Genomic DNA, 15846 nt, shown 5'->3' with positions numbered 1-15846 from the left:
TTCTTTATCACAGTGTGTTTAATCTATGCTTGAAATAACTGCTCACCATCAGAAAAAGTTTTCTGGAATTATTAACACGAATTCGCTCTTCTAAAATCCTTGTGGAGGCACAATTTTTAATTTTTTTGAACAATTTAGTATAATAAGTATAGGCTAAATACACACCTAATCGGGCACCTTTCGGTAATTGCTTTATACCCTCATAAGCATGCCTGAAGTCCGCAGCAATGTCCTGTTCTATTTTTGTCTTATCAGCATCGGTAAACTTATTAAAATCCACCTCGGGGAAATACACTCTCCCTCTATCATGAAAGTCCGATTTTATATCTCGCAAGAAATTAACCTTTTGAAAAGCAGATCCAAGACTCTTGGCAGGAGCAACTAAACTATCATACTTATTCTGGTCTCCATCGCAAAAAACTTTCAGACACATAAGGCCTACAACTTCAGCTGAGCCATATATATATTCTTCATAAGAGGATTGCTGATAATCAATATCTTCTAAATCCATTGCCATACTGTGCAGAAAAGCTTCTATTAAATGAAGATCAATTTTGTAATTATTAACTACCATCTGGAAGCAATGAAGCACGGGATTAAGACTTATGCCATTTTCAATAGCCTCGTAAGTTTCTTTCTTAAATTGTGCTAAAAGCTTTGGCTTATCCTGATCATGAAAGGTATCAACTATTTCATCCGCATATCTAACAAATCCATATATAGCGTAGATGGGATAATGAAATTCTTTGTTCAAAGTTTTAATACCGAGAGTAAAGGACGTGCTATAGCGCTCAGTAATTAATTTACTGCACTCAAAAGTAGTTTGGTTGAAAAGTTCTTTTGCGTCCATCAGGCAATTTTATGTTCTTTCATTATTTCCTTAGCAACCACATGCCCGGAAATTAATGAAGGTGGTACGCCAGGGCCAGGAACCGTTAGCTGACCTGCGTAATAAAAGTTTTTTATTTTTTTGTTCTTTAAAGAAGGTTTCAAAATGGCTGTTTGCTTTAGTGTATTTGCTAAGCCATATGCATTTCCTTTAAAAGAATGATATTCCGAAACAAAATCGTTATGAGCGAAGCTTCTTTTGTAAATCACATGGCTCTTGATTTCTTCGCCCAAAAGATGCTCCATTCTATCAACTATTAAGTTATAATATTTTTCTCTAATCTCCTCATTATCTTCCAATCCAGGCGCAACAGGCATTAAAATAAATAGATTTTCCATCCCTTCAGGTGCCACAGTGCTATCTGTTTTTGATGTGGCACTTACATAGAACAATGGATCGTTCGGCCATTTTGGTGTTTGATATATCTCCTTGGCATGTGGACCAAAATCTCGATCGAAAAATAAATTATGATGCGCTAAGCCGTCAATCCTTTTATCAATTCCTAAGTAGAAGATTAAAGATGAAGGTGCCATAACGCGTGTATCCCAATAGCTTTTTGAATAGTTACGGAACTGCTTGGGTAAAATAGACTGGTCAGTATGCTCGTAATCTGCAGAAGAAACCACTATGTCCGCAACATAGGAGTTGTTAGTAGTAAAAACTTTTTTACCTTCACCTGATATAACCTCTACTCCCGTTACTTCCTGCTCCGTGATAAATTTCACTCCTTTTTCTTCAGCCAATTTTACCATGCCCTCTATTATCTTGTACATTCCCCCTTTTGGGTACCAGGTACCAAGGCTTATGTCTGCATAGTTCATTAAACTGTAAAGTGCTGGCGTATTTTCAGGCAAAGCTCCCAGAAAAAGAATGGGAAATTCCATTAACCGAATGATTCTGTCATTCTTAAAGTATTTTCTAACATGCTTATAAATGGAGGAAAAAATATCCATCCTAAACATGTCAAATAATAATTTGGGATTCATAAACTCGGTCAAAGATCTACCAGGTTTATAAACTAAATCATTAATGCCTTTTTCGTATTTATAGGCTGCTTGTTTTAGAAACTCATCAAGCTTTGCTGCACTTCCCTTCTCCATCTCTTCAAGCATTAGCTTAAAGTTATCAAGCTTTGCGGGTATTTTAAGCACATCGTCTTTGCCAAAAACAACGTGATAAGAAGGGTCCAACCTTATAAGTTCGTAATAGTCACTTGTAGATTTACCGAAATAGTTGAAATATTTTTCAAAGACATCTGGCATCCAGTACCAACTTGGCCCCATATCAAAAACAAAGCCCTCAGCACTGAACTGACGGGCTCTACCTCCTAAGGTCTTATTTTTTTCTAGTACGGTGACATCATAACCATGATGTGCTAAATAAGTTGCGGTGGATAATCCTGAAAAACCAGAACCTATTACAACTACCTTATTTTGAGACATTCATTAACTAGCTTTAGAGTACACTTTAAGAGCACTTTTAAGCTCTTTTCTAGCAATATGAATCCTATTTTTTACAGTTCCTATAGGAATTTCAAGTTTATCAGCAATTTCATGATATTTAAAACCTCTAAAGTGCATCATGAAAGGCATTTTATATACATCATTCAATTTCTCCACCTGCTTCACAATGTCTCTCATAGCAAAATTACCATAAGCACTATTTTGCGCAATATTGTCGGTAGAGTTTATAAAATGAAGGTTTTCTGTAGTATCAATGAATGTTTTTCTACGAACCATTCGTTGATAATTAGTAATGAAAGTATTTTTCATTATTGTAAACAACCAAGCTTTTAGGTTAGTGCCTTCAGCAAATTTTTCTCTATTAGAAAATGCTTTCAACACTGTTTCCTGAATTAAATCATTTGCCTGCTCCATATCCTTGGTTAGTTTCAAGGCAAATGGCTTCATCGACTTAGTCATGTTGTTAATTGCGTATCCGAATTCAATAGCTGTCATGATTATTTTTGTTTAGGTTGTTTAACAAATGTAGAAAATTATTCAACAAAATCCAATCATTCTGTTGAATTTATATTGTGTTACGTTAAACAAAACCAAAAAGATGTACAAACACGTGATTTTATTGAAATCTCTTTATATTCTTACATTGCAAATTAGATAAACAACAAAAAAGGCCAATTCTCCGTAAGAATTGGCCTTTTTACTTCTGTGGAATGTTATGAATGTTATTAGGTCAACTATAACGCATGACTTTAGACGTCTTTTCACTATCTTCTTTAGTATAATCGGGACCCATTTCTTCAACAAACTGAATCAAATCTTCCATTTTATACATGAACTCAACATTTTTCTTACGTTTGAGGTCTTCACCAATAACCTGATAGCCACCTACAAACACGGTCGCACTACTAAACAAATCAGCAACATCATCAATATACTGTTGGACGTCATTCTTTTTAGGTGATGTCGTTGATATGGTAAGCACGTAATCAGGATTTTGTAATCTTTTAACAGACTGTAAATCTTCTTGAGGAAGATTTTGTCCCAAATAAATCACCTTAAATTTTCTAGATCTTAGAATAAATGCTGCAAACATCAAAGAAAGTTCATGCAACTCATTTTCAGGTAAAAACAATAACCATTTCCCTCTTGATTCTTCCTCCGTTACGAAGTGTCCATCTATAGCTACTGTAACCTTCTGTCGGATTAGATTTGAAATGAAATGTTCCTGTGCTGGTAAAATACTGCCTGTTTGCCACAGCATTCCAATTTTGGCCAAGAAGGGGTATATGATTTTGAGCATCGACTGCTCAAATCCGTATTTTACAATATTGTTATTAAGTATTTTCTCAAACCTATCTTCATCCATATCAATGGTGGCTAGGGTAAGAGAGTTGATTTGATCAGGGAAACGCAAATTCTTTTCAGCTATTTGCATTACTTTTCCATTAATTTCCTCAAAAGTCATTTTAGCGATTTTGGAAATTTTGCAGTTGTTTTCCCTTAAAGTAGCGATGTTGAGAATTAATTTTAAATCCTCATCACTATAATACCGGATGTTAGTATCTGTTCGCTTTGGCTCAATAAAATGATAGCGCTGCTCCCAGATGCGCAAAGTGTGTGCTTTGATGCCCGACAAATTTTCTAAATCTTTTATTGAATAATTACTCACAGTCTTTTTCTCCTTTCTTCTTTTCTCCTTTCGCTAACTGAAAAAAATAACTAACTAAAAAAATGGTAGGATAATGTTAGTGTAACCTAGGCAGGTGAAAAAATGTTTTCAGAAAAAATTAATTAAATTCAAATTTGCAAAAAAAATATTAAAAAGTCTATGATAATATATAATGTGACCATAAATGTAGAGAAGGAAGTTGAAAATCAGTGGGTTGCCTGGATGAAAGAGAAGCATATACCTGACATTTTGGCCACTGGTTTTTTTGATGATTATAAAATGCTTCGACTATTAAATGAAACAGAAAATGAAGGAGAAACTTATGCTGTGCAATACTTCACGGATTCTTTGGATAAATTAGAGCAATATATGGTAGAACATGCTCCCAGATTGCGTGAAGCACATTTAGAGAAGTTTCAGAATAAATGTTTGAGCTTCAGAACTTTTTTAGAAACTATTTAAAAAAAAGAGCTCTTGACAATCACATCAAGAGCTCTTAAACTGGCTAATTATATTAAATCAATAAAAATTTTTGTAATCCGACTGTTTCACTGTACAGTTAATCCAGCCTTCGTCTAAATCTGCACCAATACTCTTATAAAATTTGATAGATGGCTCATTCCAATCGAGTACCTGCCATGTACACAACCTGCAGTTTTGCTTATCAGCCTCCTGAATAATGGCATTTAGCAAATCACGACCATAACCTTTACCTCTCTCTGATTCTGTAACCACTAGGTCCTCCAAGTACAATACTTTGCCGTTCCAGGTTGAGTATCGGAAATAATAGAGTGCAATACCAACAATTTCCCCATCTGCCTCACCCACAAACAATCCATAAAGTGGATTTTGACCGAAGCCGTCTTTTTCTAATTCATCAACTGTCACATTAACTGCGTCAGGCTCTCTTTCATAAATAGCTAATTCTTCAATTAGCCTAAGTACATGTGGTAAGTCTTCTTTTTTTCCTTTTCTTACTACGAAACTCATATTTATTTTTCAAACGGATTAACGCCCATATTATACCAAGTAAAGGCATACTTATCGGCTTGTTCATCAATTATTTTATCAGTTGGCTTGCCTGCTCCATGACCAGCATTAGTTTCAATTCTTATCAGGACAGGATTCTCTCCGGCATGCTTCTCCTGTAGGTTTGCTGCAAACTTAAATGAGTGTGCCGGTACTACTCTATCATCATGATCGGCTGTTGTTACCAAAGTAGCAGGATATTCAACCCCTTCTTTGATATTATGTACAGGAGAATAGCCATAAAGGTATTCGAACATCTCTTTACTATCTTCAGAAGTACCATAATCATAGGCCCATCCTGCTCCTGCGGTAAATGTATGGTACCGCAGCATGTCCATTACACCGACAGCCGGTAAAGCTACCTGACATAAATCCGGTCTTTGAGTCATGGTGGCTCCCACTAGTAAACCACCATTAGAGCCCCCCGATATAGCCAAATGCTGCGTATCAGTATATTTTTGAGCTTTTAGGTATTCCGCTGCAGCAATGAAATCGTCAAAAACATTTTGCTTCTGCATTTTTGTACCTGCCTTGTGCCAGGCTTCACCATATTCGCCTCCACCTCTTAAATTAGGCTGTGCATAAATACCTCCTTGCTCTAACCAGACCAATCTGGCCACACTAAAGCTTGGTCTCAAACTAACATTGAAGCCGCCATAAGCATATAAGTAAGTTGGGTTCTTTCCATTTAATTCAAGTCCTTTTTTGTGCGTAATAAACATTGGTATTTTAGTACCATCCTTACTTTCGTAGAAAACTTGTTTGGTTTCAAAAGCTTCAGGATTGAAATCAATAGCAGGCTTCCAATATAATTTTGACTCTCCACTTTCAATATCAAATTGAAAGATAGCAGATGGATAAGTAAAGGAAGTGAATGAATAAAATAAAGTAGTATCTTCTTTTTCCCCACCAAAACCTCCTGCTGTACCTATACCAGGCAATTCTACCTTTCTTATTTCTTTACCATCAAAATCATATTGGTAGATTTCAGTTTTAACATCTACCAGGTAATTGGCAAAAATATAACCTCCGGCAGTGCCTACACTCAACACATTATCTGTTTCAGGGATTACATCTACCCAATTCTCAGGAGCTGGATTGTTAGAATCCACTTTTACCAGTCTTTTATTTGGGGCGTCCATATTGGTAACTATATAAAGCATATCACCTTTTGTTTCTGCTACATAACTCTCACTATCGAAACCGGTAACAACTGGCTTAAACTCACTATTTGGCTGGTCAAGCCTTTTCAAGTATAGCTCATTCCCACTGGTGCTTTCAGAGGCACTTACAAATAAGAATTTATTATCCTCACTCACTGAAGCTCCTATATATCTTCTTGGCATTTCCTCACCTCCAAAAATAAGCTCGTCTTCACTTTGAGGCGTTCCTAATTTATGGTAGTAGAGTTTGTGCATTTGTGTTTTGGCAGAAAGCTCACTCCCCTTTGGTTTATCATAGCTGCTGTAGAAAAAACCATCGTTTCCCTTCCAGGATGCACCACTAAACTTCACATCTTTAAGCGTATCCTCCACAATCGATTTATCCTCGGTATTCATAACAATGATTTTTCTCCAATCTGAACCTCCCTCAGAAATAAGGTAAGCTAAAAGGCTGCCATCTTCTGTAAATGAAGTACCCGCTAAACTGGTTGTGGCATCTTCAGAAAAAGTATTTGGGTCAAGAAATACCTCTTCTTCACCATCCATACCTTTTTTTCTATGTACAACCCATTGGTTCTGAAGGCCATCATTTTTATAGGTATAATAATATTCTCCGTGTTTTCTTGGTGAACCTTCCTTTGAGTAATTCCAAAGTTCGGTTAGTCGATCTTTAATCTTTCCTCTGAAAGGAATTTGATTGAGATAGCCAAAAGTCACTTCATTTTGTGCTTCCACCCATGCTTCTGTTTCAGCTGACCTGTCATCTTCAAGCCATCTGTAAGGGTCTGCCACCTCTGTACCAAAATAGGTATCAACTGTGTCTACCTTTTGGGTTTCAGGGTAATTATCAATAGTCATTCGTTCGGTTTGCTTTTCCTTTTCTGAGCAAGCCATTGCAAAGGACAGCAACAGCAGATATGATACTCTTTTCATTTTGGTTTATTTTATGATGAGGTTTTTTTGAGTAATCAATTTAGCTAATAATTAAGTATTTACAAGAGAACTGATTTCCCCATTCTTAATAATTAAGTATATTCAAGACACACTAATCAATTATGCTTTGGAAGTATTAGGAATTGACATTGGCGGTTCAGGCATGAAAGCCTCGATTGTTGACCTTGATAAAGGTGAGTTTGTTGTAGACAGAAAACGAATAGACACACCGAAACCGGCTACCCCGCAAGCCATGACTAAGGTGGTAAAGAAATTACAAGAACATTTTGATTGGAAAGGAAAAATAGGAGTTGGCTTTCCGGCAGCCATTGTAAATGGTGTGGTTAAAACAGCTTCAAATATCGACACCTCCTGGATTGGAAAAGATGTTAATGATTTGTTTAGCCAGGCCACAGGCTGTGAAGTAAATGTAATGAACGATGTTGACGTTACTGGTATAGCAGAAATGAACTATGGAGCAGGTAAAGATTATATGGGTTCGGTATTGACTGTAGCCGTAGGTACTGGAATTGGCACCTCTTTATTTTACAAGGGGTTATTATTTCCTAATACTGAATTGGGGCATCTTTCATTGAGCGGAAAGATTGCTGAAGATTATGCTGCAAATTCTATTCGTAAACAAGAGGATTTAAGCTGGAAAAAGTGGGCCAAGAGACTTAACAAATACCTCTTAGAGCTTGATAAATTATTCTGGCCTGAACTTATAATTTTAGGTGGTGGAGTAAGTAAACGATTTGATGAGTATCAGAAACATTTTGACTCTGAATTAAATGTAGTACCTGCACAGCTTAAGAACCATGCAGGTGTTATTGGGGCAGCAAGTCAGTTTAAATTCTAATTAGCTTTATATAAAGATTTACCTGCTTCATAATACTTATCTCCTTTTACCCAAAACGGAGTTTTAGCGTCATTTGCGATTAAGCGGCATGACATTACATAAGCACTGAAGAACTTTTCGAGGTAATCGTAGTCTATACTCTCTGGGTTGTCTCTTGTTTGGTGGTAATACTTGAAGATTTCATCATCAAAAGCAGTAAAGCCCATGCTGAAAGTTGGTGCAGGCACTCCCTTTTTAGCAAAATTCACATTATCAGATCTGTCAAATAAACCTTGTTCACCAGCAGGGTCATCAATAGCTTTTAAACCAAAAGCGGCTGAAGCATCAACAATATGCTGTTCGGCCGTAGTTCTACCTAATCCCACAATGGTGGTTAAAGAAGTATCATTATAACCTCCATTGTCACTATTAAAACAATACACCATCTGATTCATCGGAATCAATGGATTATCCGCATAATACTTAGAACCTAGTAAGCCCTTTTCTTCGGCAGTAAACAAAATAAATAAAGCTGATCTCTTAGTTGGGTATTTAGCAATATTTTCTGCTGCACTCATAACAGTTACCACACCCACTGCATTATCTCTTGCCCCATTATAAATAGAATCACCTTCGGCATTTGCCTTACCTACACCATTATGGTCATAGTGGGCTGAATAAATAATGTATTCTTCTTTTAATTTAGGATCAGTTCCTTCAACCATTCCCACTACATTTCTGCTATTGATTTCGAGCTTCATTTGCCCGGCAATTGTTACTTCGATGCTTCTCATCTTCAAGCGAAGCGAGTTTTTCATCTGACCTTCATTATCTATAGCCCACATGCTAAAGAAATTCTCTTTTTCAGCCTGCGGTTCATTTGATACTAATTTTACTGAAGAATGGCTAAAGTAGTCTTTATATCTATCCCAATTATCCGGTTTCTCATCAAATAATTCAACCAAGCCAATAGCCCCTGCCTGCTTTGCCAATTCTACTTTAGTCTTTCTCTCTTGCATGGCAGTTCTGACGTCCTTAGCCTCAGCATTTCCTGCCATGGTCACAACAACTTTGCCCTTAACCTGTGCATTGTCGAAATCCGATTGAAATCCATAATTCAGGTAAACAAAAGCTTCTGAAATATTCATGTTATCACCACTTAAATACATCAGGTTATCAGGTTCAGCTATATTACCGTTCATCTTTAATGCATATGCCGATGGTGGAACACTCTTTTCCATAGGAACATTCTGGAAATAAGAACCTTCAATTGGTTGAACACCATACTTCATAAATGAAGTTGCAATGTATTTTGCTGCAATATCAATTTCAGGAGTTCCTACCTCTCTACCTCTTAATTCATCGGCAGATAAGAAATGTATATGACCTTCTATTTTATTTTTGGTAACTGTTTCCTCCGTTAGCTCTTTCTCTGTTTGTGCCAATAAATTTGGAGTAACTAATAAGCCAAAGAGACTTAAACCAATACTAAGCAGCTTTGTATTGCGCTGATATTTCTTCATTATTTTTCGATTTAAAGTAAAAGATGACCACAATAGCGGTAATAAACATTAATAAACTATAAATGGCGCCAGGAACAGCCATTTGTGTGTTATTTAAAATATTTGGGCTCAAAGCCAGTGTAATGGCCAAAGTGCCATTCTGGATACCACTCTCAATACTGATTGCCGAGCGTTGGCGGTAGCTGAGACTAAAAATTTTCCCAAGGTAATAACCGATTAACAGACTACTTGCATTTAATAATAAGGTAGCTAAACCAGCCTGCTCAAAATAAGGAATGATATTAGCCCTTTCTTTTAAAATAGCTGCCAAGAGGATAATCACAAAAAAGACGGCAGATATGATACTCATTGTTTTCTCTGACCTTTTAGCAAAATCAGAGAATCTTTTTTTGATGAGCATCCCTATACTTACAGGCAGAATAGTAATGACAAAAATCTGAAGAAAGGTTTTAAACAAAGGTAACTGGACACCTTCAGCTTCTCCCATGTATTTTATTAAAGCAAAGTTTAGCAAAATAGGTATGGTGAAATTTGTGACCAAGCTACTAATGGCTGTTAAGCTGATGGATAAAGCTAAATCAGCTTTTGCCATATGACTGATGATATTTGATGTAGCTCCACCCGGACAAAGTGCTATTAATATAAAGCCAACAGCTAACTCAGGCACATCAAAGAAAATACCTGCCAGTGCAAAACCGAGTAAAGGCAATATGATAAGTTGTGATGAAAGCCCAATTACGGCTGCTTTCGGAAATTTGGCCACTCTTCTAAAATCAGCGGGAGTAAGCGTCATCCCCATGCCCAACATGATAATGCCAAGGGCTATGGGGAGAAATACCGCAGTAACTATACTCTGTTCCATTAAATCAATTTCTATCCAAAATGCTCAAATAATAGAACTAAAGCAAGCATTATAATATCACTTTAATGAGCATCCATCCAGTTATCTGCCACACCAACGCCAATTTCCATTGGCACTTCTAAATCCATTGCATTTTTCATGAAATCTAAAACATGAGATTGAAGTGTTTCCAACTCATCTTTATGTACATCAAAAATCAGTTCATCATGTACCTGCATAATCATTTTTGACTTAAGCTTTTCAGCTTTCATCCATTCATGAATTCTTATCATGGCCAGCTTAATCATATCAGCCGCGCTACCTTGAATAGGTGCGTTAACAGCATTACGCTCAGCAAACCCACGAACTGTTTGGTTTCTTGAGTTGATATCTCTCAGCCAACGCTTTCTGCCCAGAATGGTGGAGACATATTCTCGCTTTCTGGCTTCTTCCACCACATCTGTCATGTATTCGTTTACTGCCGGAAACTCTTTAAAATAAGCTTTTATAATTTCAGAAGCTTCAGTTCTTGAAATACCAAGATTCTGAGCTAATCCGAAAGCTGAAATTCCATAAATAATACCAAAGTTTACTTCCTTGGCCTTTCTACGCATATTAGGGTCAACCTTATCTATATCTACGCCAAATACTTTAGCAGCTGTGGTGGCGTGAATATCCCGACCACACTTAAAAGCTTCAATCATGGCTTTATCTTTAGAGAAAGCAGCCATAATTCTTAATTCTATTTGTGAATAATCTGCTGAGAGCAACTTATAATCACTACTTCTCGGAACAAAAGCTTTTCGGATCAACCTTCCTTTTTCTGTTCTGATAGGAATATTCTGCAGATTAGGATTATTACTACTCAATCTTCCTGTTGCCGCTACTGCCTGGCGGTAGTCGGTATGCACTCTTTCATCCTTCTTGCTTATAAGTTTAGGTAATGCGTCAACATAGGTTGATTTCAATTTCTGATATTCTCTGAAAGTGAGAATCTTATCAGCTATTTCATGCTCATTTGCCAGCTTCGAAAGAATCTCTTCTCCTGTAGCATACTGACCGGTTTTGGTTTTCTTCGGCTTATCAACCAGCTTCATTTTATCAAATAAAACTTCACCAAGTTGCTTTGGAGATGCAATATTGAATTCTTCGCCTGCTATTTCATAAATCTCCTTTTGGGTTTGATTGGCAAGTTCTTCCAGCTCTGACGACATTTCAGCTAGATTTTCCTTGTCAATCTTAACACCTTCATATTCCATTTCGGCCAAGACGAAAGAGAGTGGTTCTTCCACATTATGAAGCAGATTGCCCAGGTCATTGGCTTCAATCTCTTTTTCCAGTAACAGCTTTAATTGCAAAGTGATATCGGCATCCTCGCAGGCATAGTCGACCACGTCAGCAACAGGAACATCTCGCATATTGCCTTGCTTGCTACCCTTCTTACCTATCAACTCAGTGATAGAAATAGTGGTATAATTCAGGAGATTTTCAGCCAGGGCATCCATGTTGTGCCTGGTTTCAGGATCGAGCAGATAATGCGCCAGCATGGTATCGAATATTTTACCATTTAGGATGATATCATAATTTCGCATTACCTGAATATCATATTTCAGATTCTGACCAATGATTACTATATCTTTAGCTTCTAAGATTTCTTTAAATTCATTGGCAATCTTCTGAGCTTCTTTTTGATCTTCCGGAACAGGAACATAATAAGCTTCACCTGGTAGGTAACAAAACGCCATACCCACTAATTCTGCATCAGTAGGTTCTACACTAGTAGTTTCAGTATCGAAGCAAAACTCATCTTGTAATTTCAGATATTCAATAAGCTCCTTTCTTAGTTCAGGAGTATCTATTAAATGATAATGATGAGGTGAATTCTCTATATTTCTTTTCTCAGCGGGAGCTTCTTCAACTTCTTCCTGTTGTTCAGCAGGTGTGTCCGTGAACATTGATATTTGAGCAGGATCAGCTTGAGAAGAAGACGACTTGGCGCTTGTTTGTGGCTCTTCCCCCAGCACTCTTTTCATAAGGGTGCGGAATTCAAGTTCTTCAAAAAGCTCTCTTAAAACTTCTTCATTGGGACCATCATATTTGAGTTTATCAGGCTCGTAGTTGATAGGCACATCAATTTTAATGGTAGCCAGTTTTTTAGAAAGCAAAGCCTGTTCTTTGTTGGCTTCTACTTTTTCTTTCATTTTCCCCTTTAGCTCATCAGTATGTTCTAAAAGACCTTCAACTGAGCCATATTGCTTCAGGAATTTAACAGCCGTTTTGGCACCTACACCGGGAATCCCAGGAATATTATCAACAGCATCACCCTGAAGCCCGAGTATATCAATTACTTGTTCTACTCTATCTATGTCAAACTTCTTTAATACTTCAGGAATTCCTAAAATATCAACACCATTACCCATAAAAGACGGCTTGTAGAGATAGACATGCTCCTTTACCAGTTGGGCATAGTCCTTATCCGGTGTCATCATAAACACTTCGAAACCCTCATCACCAGCCTGCCTTGCAATGGTTCCAATGATATCATCTGCCTCAAAACCTGGCTTAATTAAAACCGGAATATTAAAAGCTTCTACAATTTTCTTTACATAAGGAATGGCCACCCTGATATCTTCAGGCTGTTCTTCACGCTGAGCTTTGTATTCAGGAAATTCTTCATGTCTAAATGTTGGATCACTAGTATCAAATGCTACACCAATATGAGTAGGCTTCTCTTTTTTAATAATCTCCAAAAGGGAATTAGTAAAGCCCAGAGCTGCGCCTGTATTCAATCCTTTGGAGTTAATCCGTGGATTTTTACTAAAGGCAAAGTGGGCACGATAGATAAGTGCCATAGCATCAAGCAAAAAGAGTTTATTTTCAGGCTTACTCATTTGTATAGTGGTTATTATTGAATATTAAAGGTATAAATCTTTAAGATTTTTTGTCTAAAAGATACCTTGATGAATTAGCGTTTAGGCAAAAAAAATCCAACTCTGCTCAGAGCTGGATTTTTTGTTTACTCACTAAAATTATTTAATCCTGTATTTTTAAAGTTAATACAGGCAGCTTACTATGGTTTACCACATCTTCGGCTATGCTACCGCTGAAAAGATGCATTAGACCTTTTCTACCATGCGTCCCCATTACGATCATGTCAATATTGTTGTCGTGAGCAAATTCCATTATACCTTCTTCTTCAGTATTACTATTGTAAATATGTTGCTCTGCATTTAAACCATTCTTCTCTACATAAGCTTTCATCCTATTCATGGTTTGCGCACTACCTTCAAAATTATTTGGTGTATTAACCCTTAATAAATGAATTTTAGCTTGGGAGTGTTGCACAATATTTTGAAGCCTTTTAACCAAATCTATTGCCTCATCTTTCATGTCGCTTGCAAAAACAATGTTATTCAGATCAGCAAGCGTCACTTTTTTCTTTAAGGAAAGAACAGGACAATGAGCATTTCTCACTACCTTTTCTGTGTTAGAGCCAATAAGAATTTCTTCTGCTCCTGTAGCACCATTAGTACCCATTACTATCAAGTCAGGTTCATAATCGGAAATAATGTCACTAATGTTATGATATGCATTACCTGCCTTTATGTTTGTTTTCAGATTAACACCTTTTACAATATCTCTCTGAGTAATTTCTTCTAGCTGCTGTTCACCCTTTTCTATCATCTTTTTAACGAAAACAGCTTCCATAGGATCCGCATAGTCAGGCTCACCTGTTGTACTGAAAGATTGCTGTCCTGGTATTTCTACCACATGAAGCACTAATAATTCAGCATCATTTGCTTTGGCCATTTCCGCAGCTAATTGTAATGCGTTTTCTGCTTGTTCTGAAAAGTCGGTTGGAACTAGTATTTGTTTCATAGCAATAGGTTTATTTTTGAATGCTTAATTTAAAAAATGTTTTGATTAAATCAGATGTTAAAAACTTAACAAGGTGGTATACACCTAGTAAAGGATTCATTTTTAATATACGAATCTTAATTTTAAATGATGCCGAAATAAAGTGATTATTGCTAATGTTAAGCCAGTATAATACCGAAACCAAAGGCTACAACAAAGAAAAGTGTAGATAAAGCTAATTGCTTAAGAAGTGGATCAATCTCCGTGGATGTTTTGGCTCTACTTAATCTTAATAAATGAAATACAAACAATGGTAACGATAATAGCACTAAGTATTTAGAATTGCCCCCATCATTTAACCACAAAAAAACTACTATGCTGATCCAAGCTGTGGCAATCAATGAGAAATGATAAATTTTAGCCTTAGATCGACCTAGCCTCACCGGAATACTTCTTTTTCCAGCTTTTTCATCTGACTTTATATCTCTAATATTATTAACATTGAGAACACCCGTAGCCAGCAAACCGCAAGAAATTGCTGGAAATAAGATTAGCATGTTGAAGTGGCCACTATGCAATATGTAAGTTCCACATACACCAACAACTCCGAAGAAAAGAAACACAAAGAAATCGCCCAGGCCAAGGTAGCCATAAGGCCGTTTGCCATTTGTATAGGCTATAGCTGCGAATATTGCCATTATGCCCATCGCTAAAAAACTGTAGAAAGCTATTGAGCCAAATTCTAAAGCAACTATAAGTAAACTGATTCCATTTATAAATGATAAGGCTGAAAATACGATAATCGCATTTTTCATCTGTTGTTGACTGATATGCCCTTGTTGCACGGATCGTTTAGGTCCTTCTCTATCTGCACTATCAGCACCATGTATGGTATCACCATAGTCATTAGCTAAGTTGGAAAGTATTTGAAGGCAAAGTGTGGTTGACAAACTTAAAAGACAAACAGTAAGATCGAAAACGTCATAATAAGCAGCCAAAAAACTACCCATGCCAATACATGCCAATGCCAATGGTAATGTTCTGAAGCGAAATGCAGCTATCCAGTGCTTAAGCATCTTATAGTTTTTCAGCTATTTCAACCGGATTAACACTTGATGGATAAAAACTAATTTCTTCACCATCAGCACTGATCAGATATTTACAAAAGTTCCATGTGGGAGCCTTACCTGTTTGTGCTTCCAAGTATTTGAAAAGCGGATGTTGATTTTTACCCACTACATCCATTTTTGAAAAAAGTGTGAATGTTACACCAAAATTTCGTTCACAAAAAGTAGCAATCTCATCATCTGAACCGGGTTCCTGTCCTCCAAAATTGTTAGCTGGAAAACCTAGAATTGTTATTTGATCACCCATCATCTGGTGTAACTCCTGCAAATCGGCATACTGTGGAGTATAACCACATTCGGAAGCTGTGTTGACTATAAGTAGAGGTTTACCTTTATAGTTCGAAAAGTCTATAACCTCTCCTTTTATTGATTGAATCTGAAAATCGTAAATGCTCATTTCTTTGTGATTTGCAGCACTTGCCAGACAAATAAAAAATATTGCAGCAAAGAGCTTATTTGAAATAGTAGACATAGTTTAAGCAAACTAGTGATTTACTCAATAGTTTGCTTAAA

14 protein-coding genes are annotated in these 15846 nt (G+C 36.8%); 2 read left to right on the top strand and 12 right to left on the bottom strand.

Annotated features, from left to right (window positions below):
* Window positions 1–7: 7 nt before the first annotated feature.
* The 4 genes from JKP34_RS04130 to JKP34_RS04115 form a co-directional block, all read right to left on the bottom strand.
* Entirely contained in the window at window positions 8–850 is an 843-nt protein-coding gene (locus JKP34_RS04130; protein WP_201917974.1) for a phytoene/squalene synthase family protein, read from the bottom strand.
* Window positions 850–2331: a phytoene desaturase family protein gene (locus tag JKP34_RS04125; RefSeq protein ID WP_201917972.1), complete on the bottom strand. Its 1482-nt coding sequence runs from the start codon at window positions 2329–2331 to the stop codon at window positions 850–852. Before JKP34_RS04125 ends, JKP34_RS04130 begins: the two co-directional genes overlap by 1 nt.
* A 3-nt stretch (window positions 2332–2334) precedes the next feature.
* Complete coding sequence (locus tag JKP34_RS04120; protein ID WP_201917970.1) at window positions 2335–2847, bottom strand: RNA polymerase sigma factor; 513 nt, start codon at window positions 2845–2847, stop codon at window positions 2335–2337.
* Between the two features lie 235 nt (window positions 2848–3082).
* Window positions 3083–4021, bottom strand: coding sequence for a MerR family transcriptional regulator (locus tag JKP34_RS04115; RefSeq protein WP_201917968.1), 939 nt, complete (start codon window positions 4019–4021; stop codon window positions 3083–3085).
* A 159-nt stretch (window positions 4022–4180) separates the two neighbouring features.
* Here JKP34_RS04115 and JKP34_RS04110 point away from each other — a divergent pair, with 159 nt between their 5' ends.
* Window positions 4181–4483, top strand: coding sequence for a DUF4286 family protein (locus tag JKP34_RS04110; protein WP_201917965.1), 303 nt, complete (start codon window positions 4181–4183; stop codon window positions 4481–4483).
* A 57-nt stretch (window positions 4484–4540) separates the two neighbouring features.
* Here JKP34_RS04110 and JKP34_RS04105 read toward each other — a convergent pair whose 3' ends face one another.
* Both JKP34_RS04105 and JKP34_RS04100 read right to left on the bottom strand, forming a co-directional pair.
* Window positions 4541–5011, bottom strand: a complete 471-nt coding sequence (locus tag JKP34_RS04105) for a GNAT family N-acetyltransferase (RefSeq protein ID WP_201917964.1) — start codon at window positions 5009–5011, stop codon at window positions 4541–4543.
* Window positions 5012–5013: 2 nt separating this feature from the next.
* Window positions 5014–7146 (bottom strand): prolyl oligopeptidase family serine peptidase, encoded by a 2133-nt coding sequence (locus JKP34_RS04100; RefSeq protein WP_201917963.1) that lies wholly within the window; start codon window positions 7144–7146, stop codon window positions 5014–5016.
* 127 nt (window positions 7147–7273) lie between these two features.
* On the opposite strand from JKP34_RS04100, the gene ppgK reads away from it, so the two are divergent.
* Window positions 7274–8005, top strand: a complete 732-nt coding sequence (ppgK, locus tag JKP34_RS04095) for a polyphosphate--glucose phosphotransferase (protein WP_201917962.1) — start codon at window positions 7274–7276, stop codon at window positions 8003–8005.
* On the opposite strand, the gene JKP34_RS04090 is transcribed toward ppgK, so the two are convergent.
* From JKP34_RS04090 to JKP34_RS04065, 6 genes are all read right to left on the bottom strand, one after another.
* Window positions 8002–9507, bottom strand: coding sequence for a M28 family peptidase (locus JKP34_RS04090; protein ID WP_201917961.1), 1506 nt, complete (start codon window positions 9505–9507; stop codon window positions 8002–8004). The genes ppgK and JKP34_RS04090 overlap by 4 nt on opposite strands.
* Window positions 9473–10369, bottom strand: a complete 897-nt coding sequence (locus tag JKP34_RS04085) for a bile acid:sodium symporter family protein (protein WP_201917960.1) — start codon at window positions 10367–10369, stop codon at window positions 9473–9475. Before JKP34_RS04085 ends, JKP34_RS04090 begins: the two co-directional genes overlap by 35 nt.
* 62 nt (window positions 10370–10431) lie before the next feature.
* Entirely contained in the window at window positions 10432–13239 is a 2808-nt protein-coding gene (gene polA / locus JKP34_RS04080) for a DNA polymerase I (RefSeq protein ID WP_201917959.1), read from the bottom strand.
* Window positions 13240–13381: 142 nt separating this feature from the next.
* Window positions 13382–14227, bottom strand: coding sequence for a universal stress protein (locus JKP34_RS04075; protein ID WP_201917958.1), 846 nt, complete (start codon window positions 14225–14227; stop codon window positions 13382–13384).
* 158 nt (window positions 14228–14385) lie between these two features.
* Window positions 14386–15282 (bottom strand): 1,4-dihydroxy-2-naphthoate polyprenyltransferase, encoded by an 897-nt coding sequence (locus tag JKP34_RS04070; RefSeq protein ID WP_201917957.1) that lies wholly within the window; start codon window positions 15280–15282, stop codon window positions 14386–14388.
* A 1-nt stretch (window position 15283) separates the two neighbouring features.
* Window positions 15284–15805 carry a glutathione peroxidase gene (locus JKP34_RS04065; protein WP_201917956.1) on the bottom strand — a complete coding sequence of 174 codons (522 nt, stop codon included), beginning with the start codon at window positions 15803–15805 and terminating at the stop codon, window positions 15284–15286.
* Between the last annotated feature and the right edge of the window lie 41 nt (window positions 15806–15846).

Origin of the sequence: Marivirga atlantica (assembly GCF_016734805.1) — a bacterium.
GTDB lineage: Bacteria > Bacteroidota > Bacteroidia > Cytophagales > Cyclobacteriaceae > Marivirga > Marivirga atlantica.
This window is presented reverse-complemented; position numbering and strand designations above follow the sequence as displayed.

Excerpts from the sequence above, each read along its gene's own strand:
- polA (WP_201917959.1), bottom strand. The coding sequence starts at position 13,239 with ATGAGTAAGCCTGAAAATAAACTCTTTTTGCTTGATGCTATGGCACTT.
- JKP34_RS04130 (WP_201917974.1), bottom strand. The coding sequence starts at position 850 with ATGGACGCAAAAGAACTTTTCAACCAAACTACTTTTGAGTGCAGTAAA.
- JKP34_RS04100 (WP_201917963.1), bottom strand. The coding sequence starts at position 7,146 with ATGAAAAGAGTATCATATCTGCTGTTGCTGTCCTTTGCAATGGCTTGC.
- JKP34_RS04105 (WP_201917964.1), bottom strand. The coding sequence starts at position 5,011 with ATGAGTTTCGTAGTAAGAAAAGGAAAAAAAGAAGACTTACCACATGTA.
- JKP34_RS04120 (WP_201917970.1), bottom strand. The coding sequence starts at position 2,847 with ATGACAGCTATTGAATTCGGATACGCAATTAACAACATGACTAAGTCG.
- JKP34_RS04085 (WP_201917960.1), bottom strand. The coding sequence starts at position 10,369 with ATGGAACAGAGTATAGTTACTGCGGTATTTCTCCCCATAGCCCTTGGC.
- JKP34_RS04125 (WP_201917972.1), bottom strand. The coding sequence starts at position 2,331 with ATGTCTCAAAATAAGGTAGTTGTAATAGGTTCTGGTTTTTCAGGATTA.
- JKP34_RS04070 (WP_201917957.1), bottom strand. The coding sequence starts at position 15,282 with ATGCTTAAGCACTGGATAGCTGCATTTCGCTTCAGAACATTACCATTG.
- JKP34_RS04075 (WP_201917958.1), bottom strand. The coding sequence starts at position 14,227 with ATGAAACAAATACTAGTTCCAACCGACTTTTCAGAACAAGCAGAAAAC.
- JKP34_RS04110 (WP_201917965.1), top strand. The coding sequence starts at position 4,181 with ATGATAATATATAATGTGACCATAAATGTAGAGAAGGAAGTTGAAAAT.
- JKP34_RS04090 (WP_201917961.1), bottom strand. The coding sequence starts at position 9,507 with ATGAAGAAATATCAGCGCAATACAAAGCTGCTTAGTATTGGTTTAAGT.
- JKP34_RS04065 (WP_201917956.1), bottom strand. The coding sequence starts at position 15,805 with ATGTCTACTATTTCAAATAAGCTCTTTGCTGCAATATTTTTTATTTGT.